This is a genomic window from Lysinibacillus sp. GW823-FHT02G10 (assembly GCF_058797135.1).
In genome coordinates this window covers 243,506-261,863 of sequence record NZ_JBXAJI010000003.1, presented here as the reverse complement: position 1 = coordinate 261,863, position 18,358 = coordinate 243,506, and the positions used below count along the sequence as shown (strand labels likewise).

Genomic DNA, 18,358 nt, shown 5'->3' with positions numbered 1-18,358 from the left:
GATACCGATTGTCGGGAGGTTTTTACAATGGGACAATGGGAAATTTTTTTAAGTCCTTATAAACAAGCAGTAGACGAATTAAAAGTAAAATTAAAGGGCATGCGTTCGCAATTTGGTATTGTTAATGCAAATTCACCAATTGAATTTGTTACAGGACGTGTCAAGCCTTTAGCAAGTATATATGACAAAACGTTAGAAAAAGGACTAGCTTTTGAGCCTTCTAAACAACTTGGTGATGAACTTGGTGATATTGCTGGCCTTCGGATTATGTGTCAATTTGTTGATGATATTTCAACGGTAACTGAGCTAATTCGTCAGCGAAAAGATATGCGTGTAGTGGAAGAACGCGATTATATTACACATAATAAGCCTAGTGGTTATCGCTCCTACCATATGATAGTGGAGTATCCTGTTGAAACAATTCAAGGAAAAAAAGTAGTATTAGCAGAAATACAAATCCGTACACTAGCCATGAATTTCTGGGCTTCAATAGAGCATTCTTTAAATTATAAATATAAGGGCATGTTCCCAGAAGAAATTAAGAATCGCTTGCAAAGTGCTGCCGAGGCAGCATTTCGGTTGGATGAAGAAATGTCATCCATTCGTAGTGAAATTCAAGAGGCACAGGCCTACTTTAGCGAATATAAAGAAGCATCGAATCCTAATTTACTAACGGAGAAGGAGCGTGACGCGCAATGAAATTTTCGATTCAATCACGTAGAGATGCACAATCTAACGAGCTGATGGAACTTGCTAAAACCTATTTACAGGATTTTGGCTTGACCTATGATGAAGAGACGCCAGAAATTGTTGTTTCGATTGGAGGAGATGGCACACTATTGCATGCCTTTCATCGATATTCCCATTTATTAGATCAGGTAGCCTTCGTTGGTATCCATACAGGGCATTTAGGATTTTATGCGGATTGGAAACCATCTGAATTAGAAAAATTAGTTTTGTCCATTGCTAAGAAGGATTTTAATGTTGTGGAATATCCACTGCTGGAAGTAAGGGTAGAGCATCATAATGCCGAATCAAATACGTATCTTGCTTTAAACGAAGCAACCGTCAAATCGCCAGATGTTACACTTGTGATGGATGTAGAGTTAAATGGCAATCAATTTGAGCGTTTCCGTGGTGATGGTCTTTGTGTATCCACTCCCTCGGGTAGTACGGCTTATAATAAAGCTCTAGGTGGAGCCATCATACATCCTACACTAGCGGCACTCCAAGTCACTGAAATTGCCTCAATTAATAACCGCGTTTTCAGGACAGTAGGATCGCCATTAATCTTACCAGCACACCATCATTGTGTATTGCGTCCTGTAAATGAACAAAATTTTAATATGACTGTTGATCACTTGCAAATTACTCAAGGTGATGTCAAAGCCATAGCGTTTAATGTAGCAAATGAAAGAGTACGTTTTGCCCGTTTCCGACCATTCCCATTTTGGGAGCGAGTGCATGAATCATTTGTTGCAAATGAATAACGTGGATACAAGATTTACATTACAATTTGAGGCAAAGAAAAATGGCCAATTATTACGAGAGGCTCTTCAAGAGTGGCGTATTTCTAAGCGAGCTCTAACAGCTATTAAGTTTGATGGTGGCATGTTGACTGTGAATGATGTCGAACGTAATGTGAGACATATCCTGCAAGTTGGAGATTGTGTGAAAGTAACGTTTCCTCTTGAAGAAAAAAGTGAAGGGCTTGCTATCGAGCATGGAGATTTGTCCATTGTATACGAAGATGATGCCATCTTAGTGCTCAACAAACCAGCTCATCAAAGTACGATACCCTCACGAGAGCATCCAACCAACAGTATTGCAAATTTAGTTTGTGGCTATTTTCAGCAACAAGGACTGGCCTCTACGGCTCATATTGTTACAAGGCTAGACCGAGATACATCAGGTTTACTATGCATAGCTAAGCATGCTCATATTCATCATTTAACAGGGCTTGCTCAGCGTAAGAGAGAGATTTCAAGACAATATGAAGCCATTGTACATGGACATATCGAACAAAACTTTCAATCGATTATAGCTCCGATTGGTCGTAAAGAAGCTAGTATTATTGAAAGAGAAGTACGAGAAGATGGACAATATGCACATACGGATGTAAAGGTTCTGAAGCGTTTTTCACTGGGTGCTGAACCAATGACACATGTACGACTTCAATTGCATACAGGGCGTACACATCAAATTCGCGTGCACATGTCACATCTTGGACACCCACTTGTGGGGGATGACCTTTATGGTGGTAGTCGTCTTCAGATTGATCGACAAGCATTACATTGTGTATCTTTAAGTATGGAGCATCCTTTAACAAGTGTGCCATTACACTTTACAAGTATGCTAAATGAAGACATGCAAAGATTACTGAAGGAATCTTCAGCATAAATTTTTGATAAAAGGAGGTGTTCGCGCAAACGAGCATCTCCTTATCATTTTTTGAATTAGGTTAAACTGCGTATTTCTTCACGAGGGAGATTCTTAATATCACAGGTCGTATGGTAGGTGAAAATTGGATGTATTGTTTATCTGCGCGTCAACAACAACTATCCTGGAGTTTAGAGAATTAGATTATTTTACACCTTATTCATAACAAAGTGACCAAAGGTAAGGTATAGTAAAATAGAATCGCCATGATTTTAGGCGTAATATTGAATTTTATAAAAATCTGCCCAATTGCTCATAAATATAACTTAAAAAAGAGTTTGCAGAAAAGGTACATTACACTCTATTATATAGAAGGTAGATTTACGGCAGCATTGCCCGTAAAATGATTGAAAGCTCGGAAGGAGGGGACAAGCATGATAGAGGAAAGAAATGAAAAGGATGATGTGCAATTTGATGAGGCACATCTACGAGAAATGCTGGAAGCACATAATATTGACGCATTCCGTGATGAGTTTTTAGAACTTCATCCATATGATCAGGCAACGTTTTATGAAAAGGTGGAACCTGATATAAGGAAAATCATCTATTCGTTCTTGTCTCCGACAGAAATGGCTGATATTTTTGAGGCAATCGATATTGAAGATGATGAGTATAAAGCATATCTTGCTGAAATGGATCCATCATACGGTGCAGAAATGCTATCTCATATGTATGCGGATGATGCGGCAGATGTCTTAAATGAACTGGATACAGCACAGCGCGAAAGCTATTTAGAAATGATGGATGAAGAAGCGGCAGAAGATATTAATGAGCTACTAAGCTACGATGAATATACTGCTGGCTCTATCATGACCACTGAATATGTCGCTATACCAGAAAATTCAACAGTTCGTTCAGCTATGGCTATTTTGCGTAAAGAGGCACCAGATGCAGAGACCGTTTATTATATTTTTGTTGTGGATGAAGAACATCGTCTAACGGGTGTTATTTCGTTACGTGATTTAATCATTGCTGACGAGGATACACTTATTCGTTCCATTATGAATGAACGTGTCGTGATGGTACATGTAGGCGATGACCAAGAAGAAGTCGCGCAAATTATGAAGGATTATAATTTTTTAGCGACACCTGTTATTGATGATAAAGGAGAATTACTTGGTATTATCACGGTTGACGATATTATTGATGTTATTGATGAAGAGGCTTCTGAGGATTACTCTAAATTAGCTGGTATTTCGGATATGGATAAATTTGATGTAACACCATTCCAAGCAGCTAAAAAACGTTTGCCATGGCTAGTAGTTCTACTGTTTCTAGGTATGTTAACAGCTAACCTAATGGGGCAATTTGAGGATACTTTAGATAAGGTTGCCTTACTAGCGGTCTTTATTCCATTAATTTCAGGAACTTCAGGTAATAGTGGAACACAGGCATTGGCCGTGGCCATTCGAGGGATTGCAACAGGTGATGTAGAAGAACATAGTAAATTGAAGTTACTATTACGTGAAGCAGGTACTGGCTTAATGTCAGGCATTGTTTGTGGATTAATTGTTATTGGGATCGTTTATTTTTGGAAACATGAACTTGTCCTAGGTATGTTAGTAGGGGCAGCGCTTTGTGGTTCTATTTTAGTGGCAACATTAGCTGGTTCATTTATTCCATTGTTAATGCATCGACTAAAAATTGACCCTGCTGTTGCATCAGGACCCTTTATTACTACATTAAATGATATTACAAGTATTTTAATTTATTTGGGCTTAGCGACAGTTTTCTTAAGCCAAATAGGCTAAGAACCAATTTGCTTACTTTCGCATATTGTATGGAAAAAAGGGAAGTGAGTAAAGTGGATCAAGAACCACGCTTGTTTATAAAATCACCATCATATTTTTTAAATATTTCTAAGGTGTTACATGAACTTGATTTGGATGAAAGTACATCTGTCTATGTAAAGGACACTATGTTCGATGAGCAAATAGTTGAAGAAAAAAATGAGACAGTGGATGAAGTACAAATAGATCCTTATTTACTGAAACAGCTCCAGTTTTTAGAAAAACCATTTCGTCAGAGAGCCTATCAGCCATTATTAGTTTGTTTAAAGGATGGTAGAAAATTAACTGGGACAGCTTCAGATGTACAGAATGATTCTTTAATGCTCACATCATTAGAATTAAAAATACAGGAAATCATTCATTTTGAAGATATACAGCAAATACTTTGGCGAGGAAGAAAATTGCCAACTTTATAAAAAAAGTGTACAGCAGAGGATGCTGTACACTTTTTTTATGTGTGTGTGTCAAAGGTGAAAGAATTAGTCACAAATCCCTAAGTCAACATCAGCGATACATTGTACAGCGCAGAAGCAAGATAAATCCACAGTAATACAGCTATCTGTTGAGCTCCAGTCATCTACTTTACAGATTTTCTTCATGTTGATACAACAACCATCTTTGCTTAGTAAGTCTACTGTACTTTCACTAGAGTCAAATGTACATAATGGCTCTAAAACACGTAAAGTAGCACAGCATTCATCAAACATATCTTCTACGCGGAAGAATACGGATGTACAAATACAAGGATCTGCTGTTGGAGAGTTAAAGAATGCTTTGAAAGGAGTACCATCTTTTGTAATTAACATGAAAACACGTGTATCTGCTTGTGAGCGTGCAGGACTAACAATCCCGCCTAGTGGCTCTAAGAAACAGTTTGCTGTACATGGAGAACACTCATCTCGCACCGCTTGATTTTGAATATCTAAAATAGCGCGAACTACGTCACAAACGCAGCCTGCTGAATGGATTGGTCCAATAGGATTTGTTGGCTTACCACAACCCATATTGTCACCCCCTTTCCTTGTTACTACTTCTACAATATGTACTTTTGAAAACTGGACTCGGGCTTTTGTGTATTTCTTTGAATGAATAGTTTTTTTATGTGTGGAGAAACTGTAAAGAAAAGGAGGGTAAAACTTGAGGCTACTAGGAATGACGTTACCTCTCTTAGTTGTTTTATCGCTGTTAAATGGTTGTGCTGAAAAGGAAAAATTTATCGTCTATGGGTCTCCACAAAATGAAAGTGAAGTCGAAACCCTTATTAAAGAAGAAGACTATGTTGATCGCTCAACGGTTATTCAATATGACGATAGTATGCTTATCGCAGTACAAATTAAACCATGGGAAAAGTGGAAAAAAACTAAGTTAGAGAAAAAATTGCAAAAGAAATTTGAAGAGAAATATCCAAACAAAGAAGTGTTTGTCTCCGCTGATTACAAAATTTTTTATGAAGCCAATAAAATAAAAAAGGATCAGATGGAAGATAATAAATTAAGCGATAAAATTACAGAACTAAAAGAGCTTGCAAAGGAGGAGACATAAATGGAAAAAGAGCAGTATCAACAGTTAGAGCAAAATGTTACACCAAAGCCCCCTTATTTAAAGAATGTAGCAAAAGCCTTTTTCGTTGGCGGTTTTATTTGTGCAATCGGTCAAGCTGTGTCTCTTTTTTATATTATTTTCTTCAATTTTACAGAAGCAACAGCAGGAAATCCTACGGTTGCAACGATGGTATTTTTCGCAATGATATTAACAGGTCTTGGCCTTTATAAAAGAATTGGTCAATTTGCTGGGGCTGGATCAGCAGTTCCAGTAACAGGCTTTGGTAATGCTGTTATTTCGGCAGCAATCGAGCATCGTTCTGAAGGGCTAGTATTGGGAGTCGGAGGAAATTTATTTAAATTAGCAGGATCAGTTGTTTTATTTGGTGTAGTGTCAGCATTTTTTGTAGCGCTCATTAAATATATCCTCGTAACGATAGGAGTGGTTTCATGGTAATTGTATTTCAATCGAAGCCCTCTCTTTTAGCAGGTGGTGTGGTAGCAGGTCCATTAGAAAATAGGAGTATTTTTAGTCAATATTTTGACTCTGTGTATGATGATGAACGTTGGCAAATGAAAACAAACGAACAGGGACATCGTAAAATGATCGAAGAGGCCTGTGAATTTGCTATGAAAAAAATGGGCGTACAAAAAGGTGATATCAATTATTTAATGGGTGGAGATTTAGTCAACCAAATGACACCAACTAATTTTGCCGCTAGGGATTTAGAAATCCCTTTTATTGGACTCTTTTCGGCATGTGCCACATCTGTATCTTCAGTCATTATTGCATGCCTGTTAACCGAGTTAGGTGCTGCTAATTTTTCATTAGCAGGTGCCTCTAGTCAACATAATGCAATTGAACGCCAGTTTCGTTACCCCATCAATTATGGAGCACAAAAACCACAAACAGCTCAGTGGACTGTAACTGCTGCTGGTTATGCGTTAATTGGCAAGCATCGCGAGGAATATCCTTCTATAGAAGCGGCAACAATTGGCAAATCCGTTGACTATGGTATGGATGATCCTTTCCATATGGGTGCAGCAATGGCACCTGCTGCTTTCCAAACGATTCAATCTCATTTACAACAGAGAAATCAAAAAATTTATCATTACGATTTAATTTTAACAGGCGATTTGGGCCAGCTTGGCTTAAAGCTATTGAAAGGAATGCTTGTGGAAAATGGCGTGAAAAATGAAGAGCTCACGTTATTACGTGATGCAGGTGCTGAATTTTATGGACAGGATGAAGCATTCCAATCTGGTGCAAGTGGTGCAGGCTGTTCGGCAGCTGTTTTTTTTAGTTATGTTATTCAACAAATGCGTGCAGGGAGCTATAAGCGAGTATTACTAGTAGCAACGGGTGCGTTATTATCTCCGCTATCCTATCAGCAAGGCGAGACGATTCCATGTACGGCACATGCGATAGAAATTACGATGAAATGAGGCAAAAAACATGGTTATGACTTTTGTATTTGCATTTATTGTTGGAGGCATTATTTGCGTCATAGGCCAATTATTAATGGATGTTGGCAATTTAACACCGGGCCATACACTAAGTACGTTAGTGGTTGTAGGTGCGATTTTGGATGGTATGGGCTTATATGAGCCATTAATTAATTTTGCTGGAGCAGGGGCGACAGTGCCCATTACATCCTTCGGGAATTCATTAACACATGGTGCTCTGGCGGAGGCAGAAAAACATGGACTTGTTGGCGTATTAACAGGCATGTTCGAAGTAACAAGCTCAGGAATCAGTGCTGCTATTGTGTTCGGCTTTATTGGTGCCTTAATATTTAGACCAAAAGGAAATATTGACTAGACGAATACCCCTCCCATTTTTACGACCGAAACATATTATAGGTTGTAGAAGGGAGGGGTGCTTTTATGGGATACCAAGGCTGGGGCTCACAACCGTACGGAAATAACGTTGGTGGGTGGAACAATAGCTACTGCGGAGGATACTCTGGAGGTAACAACTATGGTTATGGTTCTACATTTGTTCTAATTGTTGTACTATTCATTCTATTAATTATTGTTGGCGCTACTTACATCTAATTTGATGAACATAATAAAGGCTTTAGCTTTTATTTAGGAAATTCTAAATAAAGTTAAGGCCTCCACCATTTGCGAAATGTTTCGTGCAAGAAGCAAGGTCATATTGAGTTTTAATGATAGGAGGGAAAACATGCATCGCTCGTTTTTTAATTCGATTGAGCAAAAAACAGGTGTATCGATGGATGAAATCTTCGCATTAGCCAATGCCATTCAACATGCGGATTTTACCAGTGAAAAACAAGTAAGAAAAATTGTACGACGTGTTGCTAAAATATCTAACAGATCAATTACGCAAGAGTTAGAAGATAAATTAGTACAATCTATTATTCAAGATGGCGCATCACTAGATTTCGATAAAATCACTAGAATGATGAAGTAGCGCATGGCATATCTACTTGGCAATGCAGCTTGTTACGATAGAGTAGATAAATGGTGGCAAGCGAATTCGTCTCATAAAAAGGGGTGTTACGACATTATAAATATCGTAACACCCTTTCATTAAATATTCTTCTCCATAGCACGGTGTGGAATACCTGCATCCATAAACTCAGGTGAGGTAACTGTAAAGCCTAGCTTTTCGTAAAAGGGAATTGCATAGCTTTGTGCATGAAGTTTTAAGGTTTTTTTATTAATAGAAATGGCATGCTTCTCCATTTCCTTCATAATTAAAGCGCCTAATTTTTTGCCGCGTTGGGATTGTAAAATACAGACACGCTCAATTTTAGCTGTATTGTTGTCAATACTGCGTAAACGTGCTGCTCCTACAGGCTCATCGTTATCATACATAATGAAATGTGTTGCAGTTGCATCCTCAGCATCACATTCTAGATGAAGCGGAACACCTTGCTCTTCAACAAATACTTTTTTGCGAATAGCAAAGGCATCATCGTGTTCTTGCTTTGTTTCAACAATTTTAACGTTATACAACAATCACTCAGCTCCAGACAAACGGAATGTTTCGTAAGTTGTCCATGAACCATCTTCTAATTGATATAAAAGATGAATGCGATCAATTGTATCTTTTTCATCAACGCCTGTCATGCGTAATTGACCAAAAATGTCATCATGCTCTGAATCTGACATTTTTTGAGCGATTGTAATGTGTGGAACAAATACATGCTTCATTTCCCCATAAGGGATTTTTTCTTGAAGTTCATGTTGGAATGCTGCTAATTGTTCTGTTGGTTCAATGCGGAAGTAAATCGCATTTGTTGTAGGGAAAAACGAACTAATGCGAGATGCATGAATGTTTAAAGGTGCATATTTAGCAGCAAGTTCATCTAATTGCTTGACGATGGTTTGAATCTCTTCTTCAGACGCATCGAAGCTGTCCTTTAATGTCATATGCGGTGTAATCTTTGCATAATGAGGATCGTATCGTTTGCGATAAGTATTCGCTAAATCTTGCAATTTTTTTGATGGAAATGCCACAATACCGTACTTCATAGTCCATTACCTCCCGAAAATAAACAATTTTTCTAATTAAGTATAACAGAAATTTCAGTTTTCGTAATTTGAATCGCTTCATATTAATTGAAATTTTCAATTAATGCACGTCGAAGGTCTGGTTTCCAATATTTCCATGTATGATTGCCATCAAACTCGTCATAAAATGTAGTAAACCCTTTATTTATCATGAGATCATGCAATTGACGATTAGGTGTTAAAAAATCTTTGATGGTTTTATCCATTGTCACAACTTGATCTTCGCCTTTGCCGACGATATGGTAGATAGAAATAGATCCTGGATCTTTAAAATTTTCCACAGCCTTTAATACATCAGCATCTACATAAGGTGATTGTAGGATGACTTTGCCAAAGATGCTTGGATACTTTAAAGCAGCCATTAAGGAAGCAGTGGCAGCCATAGAGTCACCAATCACTCCACGACTCATACCCATTTGGTAAGTGGCATACTCCTGATCTAAATAAGGCACTAGCTCATGTGCTAAAAAGCGAAGATAGGCTTCATGTTGCTCACCGCTCGGGATATATTTATGACGTCGATCTTTTATGTCTTTGTAAGGAACAAATGCAATAATTAAATTTTCGATTTCATAGTCATCAATCAGTTCATCAGCTAGCTTTGTAATACCACCAAGTTGGAAATAATCTTTACCGTCTGATGCGATTAAAATGTTGTATTTATATAGTGGAGAATAATTTGCAGGAACATAAATATAGAGCTGTAATTCTTCCTGTAATGACTCACTGTAAAATGTTAAATCCTGTACTGTTCCCTTATCCAATGATGACACTCCTTCTTGTGTTTGTAACAAAATTGTACCATATTACGTAAGTAAAGGTATAATAGGTTGGGCTAGCATTATACTAGCAATAAAAATCGAAATGAGGGTTAAATATGCATAATAAAAGTATTCGTGTGCACTCTGACGAAGTAGCAAAGGCAGCTCAAGCCGCGTTAATTCGTAGAGGTGTAGCGATAGAGGATATCGCGCAAATTGTTTACGAAATGCAAAAAACCTATAATGAAGGTTTAACACTAGAGCATTGTGTTCATTCTGTTGAACGTGTATTACGTAAGCGAGAAGTGCAACATGCTTTATTAGTAGGGATTGAATTAGATGAATTAGCAGAGAAAAAATTATTATCTTCACCACTACAACAAATTATCGAATCAGATGAAGGTCTATTTGGTGTAGACGAAACAATTGCACTAGGATCTGTATTTACATATGGCAGCATTGCCGTTACTACTTTTGGTCATTTAGACAAGCAGAAAATAGGGATTATTAAAAAACTGGATACAGAACCCGGACATCATGTCAACACGTTCTTAGATGATTTGGTTGGTAGTATAGCAGCGTCAGCAGCTTCCCGTATTGCACATCGTATGCGTGACCTAGAAGAAGAAGGCGAAACATTCGCTGATATCGAACCTGAAGAGCTAGGACCAAAACCAAAATCACATAATGAAATTTAAAATGAGTTTCTTCTATATAAAAGTGAGCCTTCTCAAATTTTGAGAAGGCTCTAATTTGTATTACTTTTTATCGTTATATGCTTTTACCAATTCTTTTACTTTTTCGCTATCTGCTTCAAGTTTTAAACCAGTATCAATTAATGGAGAGACTGTGGATACAGCTGGTTTTTTATTGCCTTGATAATAGCTAATGAATTCATCTTGGTTAATAGAGTATAGAATTGCTTTACGTAAATCTGCTGAATCAGAAACCGCACGGCCAGATGTATTCATTTGTAGGTAAGACACAGCATTACTATCTGCCGTATTTAATGTTAATTTAGCATCTGATTTGACAATATCCAGTTTCGTTTCTGGTACTGTTTGCAGAACATGAATTTCACCATTACGTAATGCAGATAGGGCACTATCAACATCAGAGATAAAACGGACATTGATTTTAGCAATTTTTGGCTCATATTCGCTACCAGCTCGATAAGCAGGATTTTTCACAAACTGTGCTTCATAATCATTTTTCTTCACTAAAATGTAAGGACCACTTGCATATAACTGGTTATTGAATGTAGCTGAACCTTCCGTTACAGTAGCTTGATCACCATAGGCAATGTCCTTGTCAGGGTTGTAGTTAGCCACATCATACGTATTAACACTTGTTACTTGTTTTTCAGATACGATACCACCAGATTGGTGTGCTAAATAGTTTAATACTTGTGGGAAAGGTGTAGGTGTTGTAATTTTAACAACTTGGTATGCACCTGCTGCATTATTAACAGCACCTTTATCTTTCGCTAATTGCGCTACAGAAGCAGGTAGGTTTTGTGATAATGCTTCTAAAACGGATTGCTCAGAGCCTGCTACTTTTTTATTTTGTAATTCAGTTAAATCAGAAACGATTTCGACTGTTTCAATGTTTTCATGAATGCTGTAAGTACGATGATCTGGTACTGAATTAGCGTCTTTCGCACGGTTTAATGAAAAGACTACATCTTCAGCTGACACTAATTCACCTGAATCAACAGCTGCACCATCTTTCACTGCTGCAAAATTGATATCATCTCGTAAAATGAAGTAATATTCTTGATTCCCTTCAGCCATTACATGGTTGTAAGATAATGAACCATCTGACACAACTTCATCTGTGTCTGTTAAGTTAACAAGACGAACATACATATTCGTGTTTAATGTGTTGATTGAACCATCATTCCCTTTGATTGGGTCTAGTGAAGTAAGAGAATTGATTGTTTGGTGTAAAATTAAAGGTTCTGTTGTATTTTTAGATGTATCATTAAATTCTATTTTTTCCCAAACTTGTGCTCGAGATTTTGGTAAAAGTACTGTTTTAGGGTTTACAAGTTCAGAGTAGATACCTTGATACTTATTGGAAATATATAAAGGCGCAATATAAGCTTCATCGAATACTAATAATTGTTCTAAATCTTTATATTTAGCTGCTGCTTCTTCACCAGTCAATGTACTCGCTTCATCAATCAATGCATCTAGTTTTGAATCTGCCACCACACTGTAGTCACCGCCAGTTTTAAATAAACCACGAACAGCATAGTCTGGGTTCCCTGTAACTGTCGTCCAGCTTGAAAGAGCAAGATCATAATTACCTGCTTCTTTTTGAGCAGAGAAAGAACCGTAATCAGGTTGAATATTTAGCTTTACATCAAAACCATTTTTCACTAATTGGTCACGCACAATATTCATATCTTCTTCAGAAGCTGCCATCCCTAATACTTCAATGGCAACCTTGCCATTGCTCTTGTCACTATCTTTTGAATCTTTACTGCCTTCTACGTCAGTTTTTGTTTGTACACAGCCAGCCAAAGCTAGTACTGCAACGAATAAAAATACAAGTAATTTCTTCATAGTTACCTCCGATTAATTTGTTTTTGGATCTAAAGCATCTCGTAAACCATCTCCTAAGAAGTTAAAGGAGAGGACAAGAAGCATAATACAAAGACCTGGGAAAATCGCGACATATGAATGTGTTTCCAGGTACGTACTACCAACTTTTAAAATATTGCCCCATTCAGGAATGTGTGGCTCAATACCTAGCCCTAAAAAACTTAAACTACTTGTGGAAATAACAGCTCCACCAATCGTTAATGTTGCTTTCACAATCATTGGTGCTAAAGAATTGGGGACAATGTGCTTGAAAATAATAGCTGCATCAGATGCACCTAAAGCTCTAGCCGATTCTACAAACTCATAATTAGCAAGCTGCATAACATTTGCCCGCATTGTACGGGCATAGGTTGGAATTGCTCCAACACTAAGTGCAATAATAAGATTCACAGTATTAGCACCAAATGCGGCGATAATAGCAATGGCTAACAATATCCCAGGAATGGCATATAAAATATCGAGACTTCGCATGATGATATTATCAGTGGATTTACCATAATAGCCTGAAAATGCTCCTAATGCGCCACCAATAACTGCGGGGATAATCGTGGAGAAAAATCCGACGATTAATGATATTTGTGCCCCAAACACAATACGAGAAAATAAATCTCGACCATAATTATCTGTACCTAGTGGATATTCTAATGTCGGTGTTTGTAGCAATGCTCCATAATTATTTTCAGTAGCGAAATCATAGTCGAAAGTCCAAGAACTTGTAACGGATAACGAGAACATGAAAATAATGAAGAATAAGCCGAATACAGCCATTGTATTGCGTAAAATCTTCTCCCATATTTTTTGCCATTTCTCAATAGAAGATGGATTTGCCCTTCGAGCCTTTTGGATAAGGCTATATCCTAGTAAAGTCGCAAATAGATTACCAGTGAAAGTCGCCAATAATAGGACAATACCTGGAATGAGCATCCATTTAGGTGCCTCAGTTGCTGTGACATATTTCGTACATAAAATGGCCATCACGATATAGAGAAGCGAGAGTACTAAGAAAACGCCCATTGCCAGTACAAAGGTATCTGTGACATATGGCTTAAATAAATTCAATGCTGCAATACCTAAGATGAATAGCTGTGTTATAAAGGCATAGGCAGCAAAAGTATATTCAGCAGTCTTTCTTTTTGACACAAGCATAAATGCAAAGGATGTCGAAAAAATATTGCCTGACAGTATCGTTATTAAAAGAGGATAGCCAAACATTCGAGTATTTTTTTGAATGTCACCATACGTTGCTAAATCCTTTTTAATTCGTAAATTGACGAAGGCAACATATGCCGTAGTGATGACATAAATAACAAAAAGAAGCAGAACCACTGGTCGCCAGCTATTGCTGGAAAAATTATAGCTATAGGCTAGAAATAGTAAAGAAAACAGTAAGGAAAAGACAAAAGTAAAATGAGAATTGACATATTCCTGTGTAATCTTCAAGAGTAGTTTGACATGTAAGATGTTTTTCACAGGTGATCCTCCTTTAAGACTTCTTCATTTTCGAGCGAATGCGTGGATCAAAAAAGGCATACATGATATCAATGAATAAATTGACAATCGAAATGGTGATGGCAATATAAACAACGCCCCCAAGAATTGCCGGAATATCAGGGATAAATTGTTTATCGACGATATAGCTACCTATACCACTAATGTTGAATACCTTTTCTGTTACAGATGCGCCTCCCAACATACCTCCAAAAAGAAGTCCAATCACCGTAATAATCGGAATCATAGCATTGCGAATGGCATGTTTTGAAATCACTTTGAATTCATTTAAGCCCTTAGCTTTTGCTGTAATAATGTAATCCTCATGAATCACCTCAAGCATACTTGACCTTGTCATCCTAGCAATAGAAGCCGTAATGGATGTTCCTAAGACGACAATTGGCATGATAAGCGAGAGCCAATTATGAGGGTTATAGGTAGCTGGAAACCATTGTAGCTTTAGAGCAAATGTCAAAATAAAAATTAAACCTTGCCAAAAGCTTGGGATGGATAGACCAATTAAAGCAATGAACATAAATGTATAATCCAAATATGAATTTGGACGAACAGCTGAAATAATTCCAACTGGTATGGCAATAGCAATAGCCATTAGCAACGACAATACGGCAATTTCAAGAGTGACAGGAAATTTTGTAGCAATGCTATGTGTGATATCTTCTTTACCTGCAAAGGATGTACCTAAATCAAATGTAAATAGACCAGATAATGCGTTCCATAGCTGTGATAAATAAGGTTGATCCAAACCATGAATGCGATTAAAGTTTTCTATTTGCACAGGTGTTGCTTCAACTCCGAGTAGGTTTCTTGCTGGATCAAAAGGTGATAAATATAAAATGGTAAACACTAATGTAGCCACTCCAACAATCACAATGAAGCTTTGTAAAATACGTTCAATGATAAATTGCAGAAATGGATTCGCAAATAAGATAAGTACTACATAAAATAAAACAGCTGGTAGAAAGGTAAGAGCCACAAAACGTTTGTTAGTTAGTTGCTGATTAAAAAATTGGGCATAGGATAGTTGTTGTATGTCCTCTTTTTGTAAATCCTGATCCACTTGCTGTTGAAGCTTCCTTTGAGCTAAGTGCTTGGCTGTGAACTGAATTTGTGACTCCAATACAGCCTCTTTAAAAAATGTAGCTTTTGCTATTTCTTGTTGCTCAAATTCCTTTTGCCACTGGGCAACCAATCCATGCTCTATATAGTACTGACTACGCAATGCAAAAGCCTGATCATAAGTGTTTGAAAGTTTCCTTTTCCGATAGATAAAGTATGTAAAAGGGTGAACTAAAATACTAAAAAGAAAAAGAAGTAGATGATAAGGCTTTTGATGCATTAGTTTTTGATAAACCGTAGAAAAGAAAATAAATTTCTCTGGTTTTAAATGATTTTTTGAAGTAACCATGCATTTCCTCCAAACGTAAATAAAATATTCAGTATTATATTGTATAATTCCTATCAGTATTGTAAAGTATGGATTATACTTGAAAGTAAGTCAATCACAAATTTTAAAAAGGATGGGTCGAATGAGTGAAAAGCTTTTAGAAATCAATAATCTTCGCGTATCCTTTATCACAGGGGAGACAGAATTTGAAGCCGTTAAGGACGTTAACTTCCATCTAAATAAAGGTGAAACACTAGGAATTGTGGGAGAGTCTGGGAGCGGGAAAAGTGTAACGGCTCGCTCCATTATGCGTTTATTACCATCGCCACCTTCATTTTTGAAATCTGGCTCAATTGTGTTTAAAGGGCAAGAACTCACTGAATTTAGTGAAAAACAAATGGAAGGGATACGTGGACAAGATATTAGTATGATTTTCCAAGATCCGATGACATCCACAAACCCTACTATTCGAATAGGTGATCAAGTGGCTGAAAGTTTAATCAAGCATCAGTCAATGTCAAAAAACGAAGCCTATCAACAAACAATAGAATTATTAAAACTGGTTGGTATTAGAGACGCAGAAGAACGGTATCGACAATACCCTCATGAATTTTCAGGTGGTATGCGTCAACGGGTAATGATTGCTATGGCGCTTGCTTGTAATCCCTCACTGCTTATTGCAGATGAGCCAACAACAGCACTGGACGTTACTATTCAAGCTCAAATCCTAAAATTGATGCGCGATATGCAAAAGAAAATGGGAACGTCTATTATTTTAATTACACACGATTTAGGCGTTGTTGCAGGTATGTGTGATCGCATCATAGTGATGAAAGAAGGAGAAATAGTTGAACAGGGCACAACAGAAGAAATTTTTGCAAATGCCCAGCATCCGTATACCCAGAAATTATTGAATGCCTTACCAAAACTGCATGAGAAAAAGCAGCCAAAAGAGATTGCTACTATTCAGCCAGGTATCGATCGACATAAACCGTTAATCGAAGTGACCCATCTATCCAAAGAATTTCCATTAGGTCGTGGTCAAACGTTGAAAGCAGTGAATGATTTATCGTTCTATATATATCCTGGTGAAACATTGGGCTTGGTTGGTGAATCTGGTTCAGGTAAATCGACTACAGGTAGGACGATTCTTCAACTTCATCAGCCTACAAATGGAGAGGTTCTATATCAAGGAATACCTGTAACGAGGCTATCGAAAAAACAGCTAAAGGCAATGCGTCGCCATATGCAAATTATTTTCCAAGACCCCTATTCATCGTTAAATCCTCGCAGAAAAATCTTAGATATTATTGGCGAGGCTCTTGATATTCATGGTCTGGTGAAGACACATGTGGAGAGGCGACAACGGGTAGAGGAATTGCTTGAACTTGTTGGTTTGAAAAAAGAGCATGCCATGCGTTATCCTCATGAATTTTCGGGAGGTCAGCGTCAACGAATTGGTATTGCGAGAGCATTAGCGGTTGAGCCAAACTTTATTGTTTGTGATGAACCCTTATCGGCACTGGATGTTTCCATTCAAAGGCAGATTGTTGATTTATTAAAAGAATTACAACAAAAGCTTGGGCTGACGTATTTATTTATTGCCCATGATTTATCCATGGTGAAGCACATCAGTGATCGTGTAGCTGTCATGTATGGTGGAAAGATTGTAGAACTGGCAGAAAGTGAAGAGCTATACGCTAACCCACAACATCCATATACACGTGCATTACTACGTTCTATTCCTATTCCAGATCCTGCAATTGAGAAGCAGAAATATACTGATGCTGATCATGCAGAAGACGTGAAAATACGTTATGAGGTAGAAAATAGTCAGTTAGTAGAGGTTTTACCAAATCACTGGGTAGCAGTGACAATATGATAGCTTGAATGTAGTAGCTTGATATTTTACAATAGAAACATCGTGAAACTTGTTGTCTTTCTGATGATGAGGTGCACAACTTATACGAATCGTAAGTATAAGCAATGATGATTAGTTGTGAGGGGCCTACTACATGAAAATGCAAGATATAAAAACATTAATAACAAGTGGTACGATTATTTTGGCTGTAGCATTGTACATGATATTTGGCAGATCACCTGCGGAAGATCAAAGTACTAAATCAGTTACAGATCAGCAAGGTACTATTACCATTGAACAAGTGGAAGGAAAAACAGGTAATAAACGCTTTGAGATAGACTATATTAAAGCATATGATGGGGATACGATTCAGGCGACAATTAATGGTGAGAAACGAAAAATTCGTCTATTAATGGTGGATACTCCTGAAATGAATTACAATAAAGGTGGCGCTCAGCCATATGCGGAAGAAGCAAAAGAGTATACGATCAATTTATTGGAAAAGGCTAAGAAAATTGAAGCGGTCTATGATGTTGGACCAGAAACAGACAATTATGATCGCCTTCTAGCCTACGTGTTTGTAGATAATGTCTTATTGCAGGAATCTTTATTAAACGAAGGGCTTGCAGTTGTACGTTATATTCATAAACCAAACAATACATTTGAAGATGCATTTAGAGCTATTCAACAAAAAGCTCAGGATGCAAAATTAAATATTTGGTCACATGAGGATTACTTCCAAAAAGATGGTTTTCACCCTGAAGTAGTTCAATAATCTATAAATCCATTACTATACGCTTTTAAGTTTAATTTTAGCTAGGAAGCTGCTTCCAGTATCTTACTGGTAGCAGCTTCCTATTTTAAATTCCCTTTGCAAAAGCTTTTGGCATGAGAGGGTGATTCCCTTTTCTAGGGTCGTCT

General features: G+C 37.4%; 21 protein-coding genes. 14 read left to right on the top strand and 7 right to left on the bottom strand.

The features are described from left to right. Positions 1-27 precede the first annotated feature (27 nt). The 5 genes from yjbM (at position 28) to AC1RFD_RS13545 (ending at position 4,645) form a co-directional block, all read left to right on the top strand. Positions 28-699: a GTP diphosphokinase gene (yjbM, locus tag AC1RFD_RS13565; RefSeq protein ID WP_004227437.1), complete on the top strand. Its 672-nt coding sequence runs from the start codon at positions 28-30 to the stop codon at positions 697-699. Next, positions 696-1,490, top strand: a complete 795-nt coding sequence (locus tag AC1RFD_RS13560) for an NAD kinase (RefSeq protein ID WP_004227435.1) — start codon at positions 696-698, stop codon at positions 1,488-1,490. The genes yjbM and AC1RFD_RS13560 overlap by 4 nt, the downstream gene beginning before the upstream one ends. Then, positions 1,465-2,400 carry an RluA family pseudouridine synthase gene (locus AC1RFD_RS13555; RefSeq protein ID WP_288581722.1) on the top strand — a complete coding sequence of 312 codons (936 nt, stop codon included), beginning with the start codon at positions 1,465-1,467 and terminating at the stop codon, positions 2,398-2,400. Before AC1RFD_RS13560 ends, AC1RFD_RS13555 begins: the two co-directional genes overlap by 26 nt. 413 nt (positions 2,401-2,813) lie before the next feature. Further along, positions 2,814-4,190 carry a magnesium transporter gene (gene mgtE / locus AC1RFD_RS13550; protein ID WP_048392024.1) on the top strand — a complete coding sequence of 459 codons (1,377 nt, stop codon included), beginning with the start codon at positions 2,814-2,816 and terminating at the stop codon, positions 4,188-4,190. Positions 4,191-4,243: 53 nt separating this feature from the next. After that, on the top strand, positions 4,244-4,645 hold the full coding sequence (locus AC1RFD_RS13545) for a hypothetical protein (protein WP_231595610.1): 402 nt from the start codon (positions 4,244-4,246) through the stop codon (positions 4,643-4,645). Positions 4,646-4,708: 63 nt separating this feature from the next. Here the strand turns inward: AC1RFD_RS13545 and AC1RFD_RS13540 are convergent, their stop codons facing one another. Continuing rightward, positions 4,709-5,233 (bottom strand): CotY/CotZ family spore coat protein, encoded by a 525-nt coding sequence (locus AC1RFD_RS13540; RefSeq protein ID WP_004230953.1) that lies wholly within the window; start codon positions 5,231-5,233, stop codon positions 4,709-4,711. A gap of 133 nt (positions 5,234-5,366) precedes the next feature. Between AC1RFD_RS13540 and AC1RFD_RS13535 the strand changes: the two genes are divergently transcribed. The 6 genes from AC1RFD_RS13535 (at position 5,367) to AC1RFD_RS13510 (ending at position 8,207) form a co-directional block, all read left to right on the top strand. After that, entirely contained in the window at positions 5,367-5,771 is a 405-nt protein-coding gene (locus AC1RFD_RS13535; protein ID WP_225340734.1) for a YhcN/YlaJ family sporulation lipoprotein, read from the top strand. Beyond that, positions 5,772-6,227, top strand: a complete 456-nt coding sequence (gene spoVAC / locus AC1RFD_RS13530) for a stage V sporulation protein AC (RefSeq protein WP_004230957.1) — start codon at positions 5,772-5,774, stop codon at positions 6,225-6,227. Continuing rightward, positions 6,221-7,216 carry a stage V sporulation protein AD gene (locus AC1RFD_RS13525; RefSeq protein WP_054549787.1) on the top strand — a complete coding sequence of 332 codons (996 nt, stop codon included), beginning with the start codon at positions 6,221-6,223 and terminating at the stop codon, positions 7,214-7,216. The genes spoVAC and AC1RFD_RS13525 overlap by 7 nt, the downstream gene beginning before the upstream one ends. A gap of 16 nt (positions 7,217-7,232) precedes the next feature. Continuing rightward, entirely contained in the window at positions 7,233-7,592 is a 360-nt protein-coding gene (gene spoVAE / locus AC1RFD_RS13520) for a stage V sporulation protein AE (protein WP_369700615.1), read from the top strand. A 65-nt stretch (positions 7,593-7,657) separates the two neighbouring features. Beyond that, complete coding sequence (locus AC1RFD_RS13515; RefSeq protein ID WP_009374137.1) at positions 7,658-7,828, top strand: YjcZ family sporulation protein; 171 nt, start codon at positions 7,658-7,660, stop codon at positions 7,826-7,828. Positions 7,829-7,958: 130 nt separating this feature from the next. Continuing rightward, complete coding sequence (locus AC1RFD_RS13510) at positions 7,959-8,207, top strand: stage VI sporulation protein F (protein WP_004230969.1); 249 nt, start codon at positions 7,959-7,961, stop codon at positions 8,205-8,207. Positions 8,208-8,326: 119 nt separating this feature from the next. Here AC1RFD_RS13510 and AC1RFD_RS13505 read toward each other — a convergent pair whose 3' ends face one another. From AC1RFD_RS13505 to AC1RFD_RS13495, 3 genes are all read right to left on the bottom strand, one after another. Continuing rightward, positions 8,327-8,755 (bottom strand): GNAT family N-acetyltransferase, encoded by a 429-nt coding sequence (locus AC1RFD_RS13505; protein WP_054549889.1) that lies wholly within the window; start codon positions 8,753-8,755, stop codon positions 8,327-8,329. Positions 8,756-8,758: 3 nt separating this feature from the next. Beyond that, on the bottom strand, positions 8,759-9,274 hold the full coding sequence (locus AC1RFD_RS13500) for a YjcG family protein (protein WP_054549788.1): 516 nt from the start codon (positions 9,272-9,274) through the stop codon (positions 8,759-8,761). Positions 9,275-9,357: 83 nt separating this feature from the next. Beyond that, positions 9,358-10,077 carry an alpha/beta hydrolase gene (locus AC1RFD_RS13495; protein ID WP_054549789.1) on the bottom strand — a complete coding sequence of 240 codons (720 nt, stop codon included), beginning with the start codon at positions 10,075-10,077 and terminating at the stop codon, positions 9,358-9,360. Between the two features lie 113 nt (positions 10,078-10,190). On the opposite strand from AC1RFD_RS13495, the gene AC1RFD_RS13490 reads away from it, so the two are divergent. Beyond that, on the top strand, positions 10,191-10,772 hold the full coding sequence (locus tag AC1RFD_RS13490; protein WP_054549790.1) for a phosphatidylglycerophosphatase A family protein: 582 nt from the start codon (positions 10,191-10,193) through the stop codon (positions 10,770-10,772). Between the two features lie 60 nt (positions 10,773-10,832). Here AC1RFD_RS13490 and AC1RFD_RS13485 read toward each other — a convergent pair whose 3' ends face one another. From AC1RFD_RS13485 to AC1RFD_RS13475, 3 genes are read right to left on the bottom strand one after another with little or no spacing between them, the layout of a single operon-like run. After that, the gene (locus tag AC1RFD_RS13485; protein ID WP_054549791.1) at positions 10,833-12,644 is read right to left on the bottom strand and encodes an ABC transporter substrate-binding protein; all 1,812 of its coding nucleotides are present in this window, start codon (positions 12,642-12,644) and stop codon (positions 10,833-10,835) included. A gap of 12 nt (positions 12,645-12,656) precedes the next feature. Continuing rightward, complete coding sequence (locus AC1RFD_RS13480; RefSeq protein WP_048392016.1) at positions 12,657-14,153, bottom strand: ABC transporter permease; 1,497 nt, start codon at positions 14,151-14,153, stop codon at positions 12,657-12,659. A gap of 13 nt (positions 14,154-14,166) precedes the next feature. Next, positions 14,167-15,597, bottom strand: a complete 1,431-nt coding sequence (locus tag AC1RFD_RS13475) for an ABC transporter permease (protein WP_054549793.1) — start codon at positions 15,595-15,597, stop codon at positions 14,167-14,169. Positions 15,598-15,718: 121 nt separating this feature from the next. Between AC1RFD_RS13475 and AC1RFD_RS13470 the strand changes: the two genes are divergently transcribed. Then, a complete protein-coding gene (locus AC1RFD_RS13470) occupies positions 15,719-17,458 on the top strand; it encodes an ABC transporter ATP-binding protein (protein ID WP_054549794.1) in 1,740 nt (579 codons plus the stop codon). Between the two features lie 133 nt (positions 17,459-17,591). Further along, the gene (locus AC1RFD_RS13465; protein ID WP_066036266.1) at positions 17,592-18,212 is read left to right on the top strand and encodes a thermonuclease family protein; all 621 of its coding nucleotides are present in this window, start codon (positions 17,592-17,594) and stop codon (positions 18,210-18,212) included. The last annotated feature ends 146 nt before the right edge of the window (positions 18,213-18,358 follow it).

Coding starts and splice junctions, on each gene's coding strand:
- yjbM (WP_004227437.1), top strand. CDS start 28: ATGGGACAATGGGAAATTTTTTTAAGTCCTTATAAACAAGCAGTAGAC.
- AC1RFD_RS13560 (WP_004227435.1), top strand. CDS start 696: ATGAAATTTTCGATTCAATCACGTAGAGATGCACAATCTAACGAGCTG.
- AC1RFD_RS13555 (WP_288581722.1), top strand. CDS start 1,465: ATGAATCATTTGTTGCAAATGAATAACGTGGATACAAGATTTACATTA.
- mgtE (WP_048392024.1), top strand. CDS start 2,814: ATGATAGAGGAAAGAAATGAAAAGGATGATGTGCAATTTGATGAGGCA.
- AC1RFD_RS13540 (WP_004230953.1), bottom strand. CDS start 5,233: ATGGGTTGTGGTAAGCCAACAAATCCTATTGGACCAATCCATTCAGCA.
- spoVAC (WP_004230957.1), top strand. CDS start 5,772: ATGGAAAAAGAGCAGTATCAACAGTTAGAGCAAAATGTTACACCAAAG.
- AC1RFD_RS13525 (WP_054549787.1), top strand. CDS start 6,221: ATGGTAATTGTATTTCAATCGAAGCCCTCTCTTTTAGCAGGTGGTGTG.
- spoVAE (WP_369700615.1), top strand. CDS start 7,233: ATGACTTTTGTATTTGCATTTATTGTTGGAGGCATTATTTGCGTCATA.
- AC1RFD_RS13515 (WP_009374137.1), top strand. CDS start 7,658: ATGGGATACCAAGGCTGGGGCTCACAACCGTACGGAAATAACGTTGGT.
- AC1RFD_RS13510 (WP_004230969.1), top strand. CDS start 7,959: ATGCATCGCTCGTTTTTTAATTCGATTGAGCAAAAAACAGGTGTATCG.
- AC1RFD_RS13500 (WP_054549788.1), bottom strand. CDS start 9,274: ATGAAGTACGGTATTGTGGCATTTCCATCAAAAAAATTGCAAGATTTA.
- AC1RFD_RS13490 (WP_054549790.1), top strand. CDS start 10,191: ATGCATAATAAAAGTATTCGTGTGCACTCTGACGAAGTAGCAAAGGCA.
- AC1RFD_RS13485 (WP_054549791.1), bottom strand. CDS start 12,644: ATGAAGAAATTACTTGTATTTTTATTCGTTGCAGTACTAGCTTTGGCT.
- AC1RFD_RS13475 (WP_054549793.1), bottom strand. CDS start 15,597: ATGGTTACTTCAAAAAATCATTTAAAACCAGAGAAATTTATTTTCTTT.
- AC1RFD_RS13470 (WP_054549794.1), top strand. CDS start 15,719: ATGAGTGAAAAGCTTTTAGAAATCAATAATCTTCGCGTATCCTTTATC.
- AC1RFD_RS13465 (WP_066036266.1), top strand. CDS start 17,592: ATGAAAATGCAAGATATAAAAACATTAATAACAAGTGGTACGATTATT.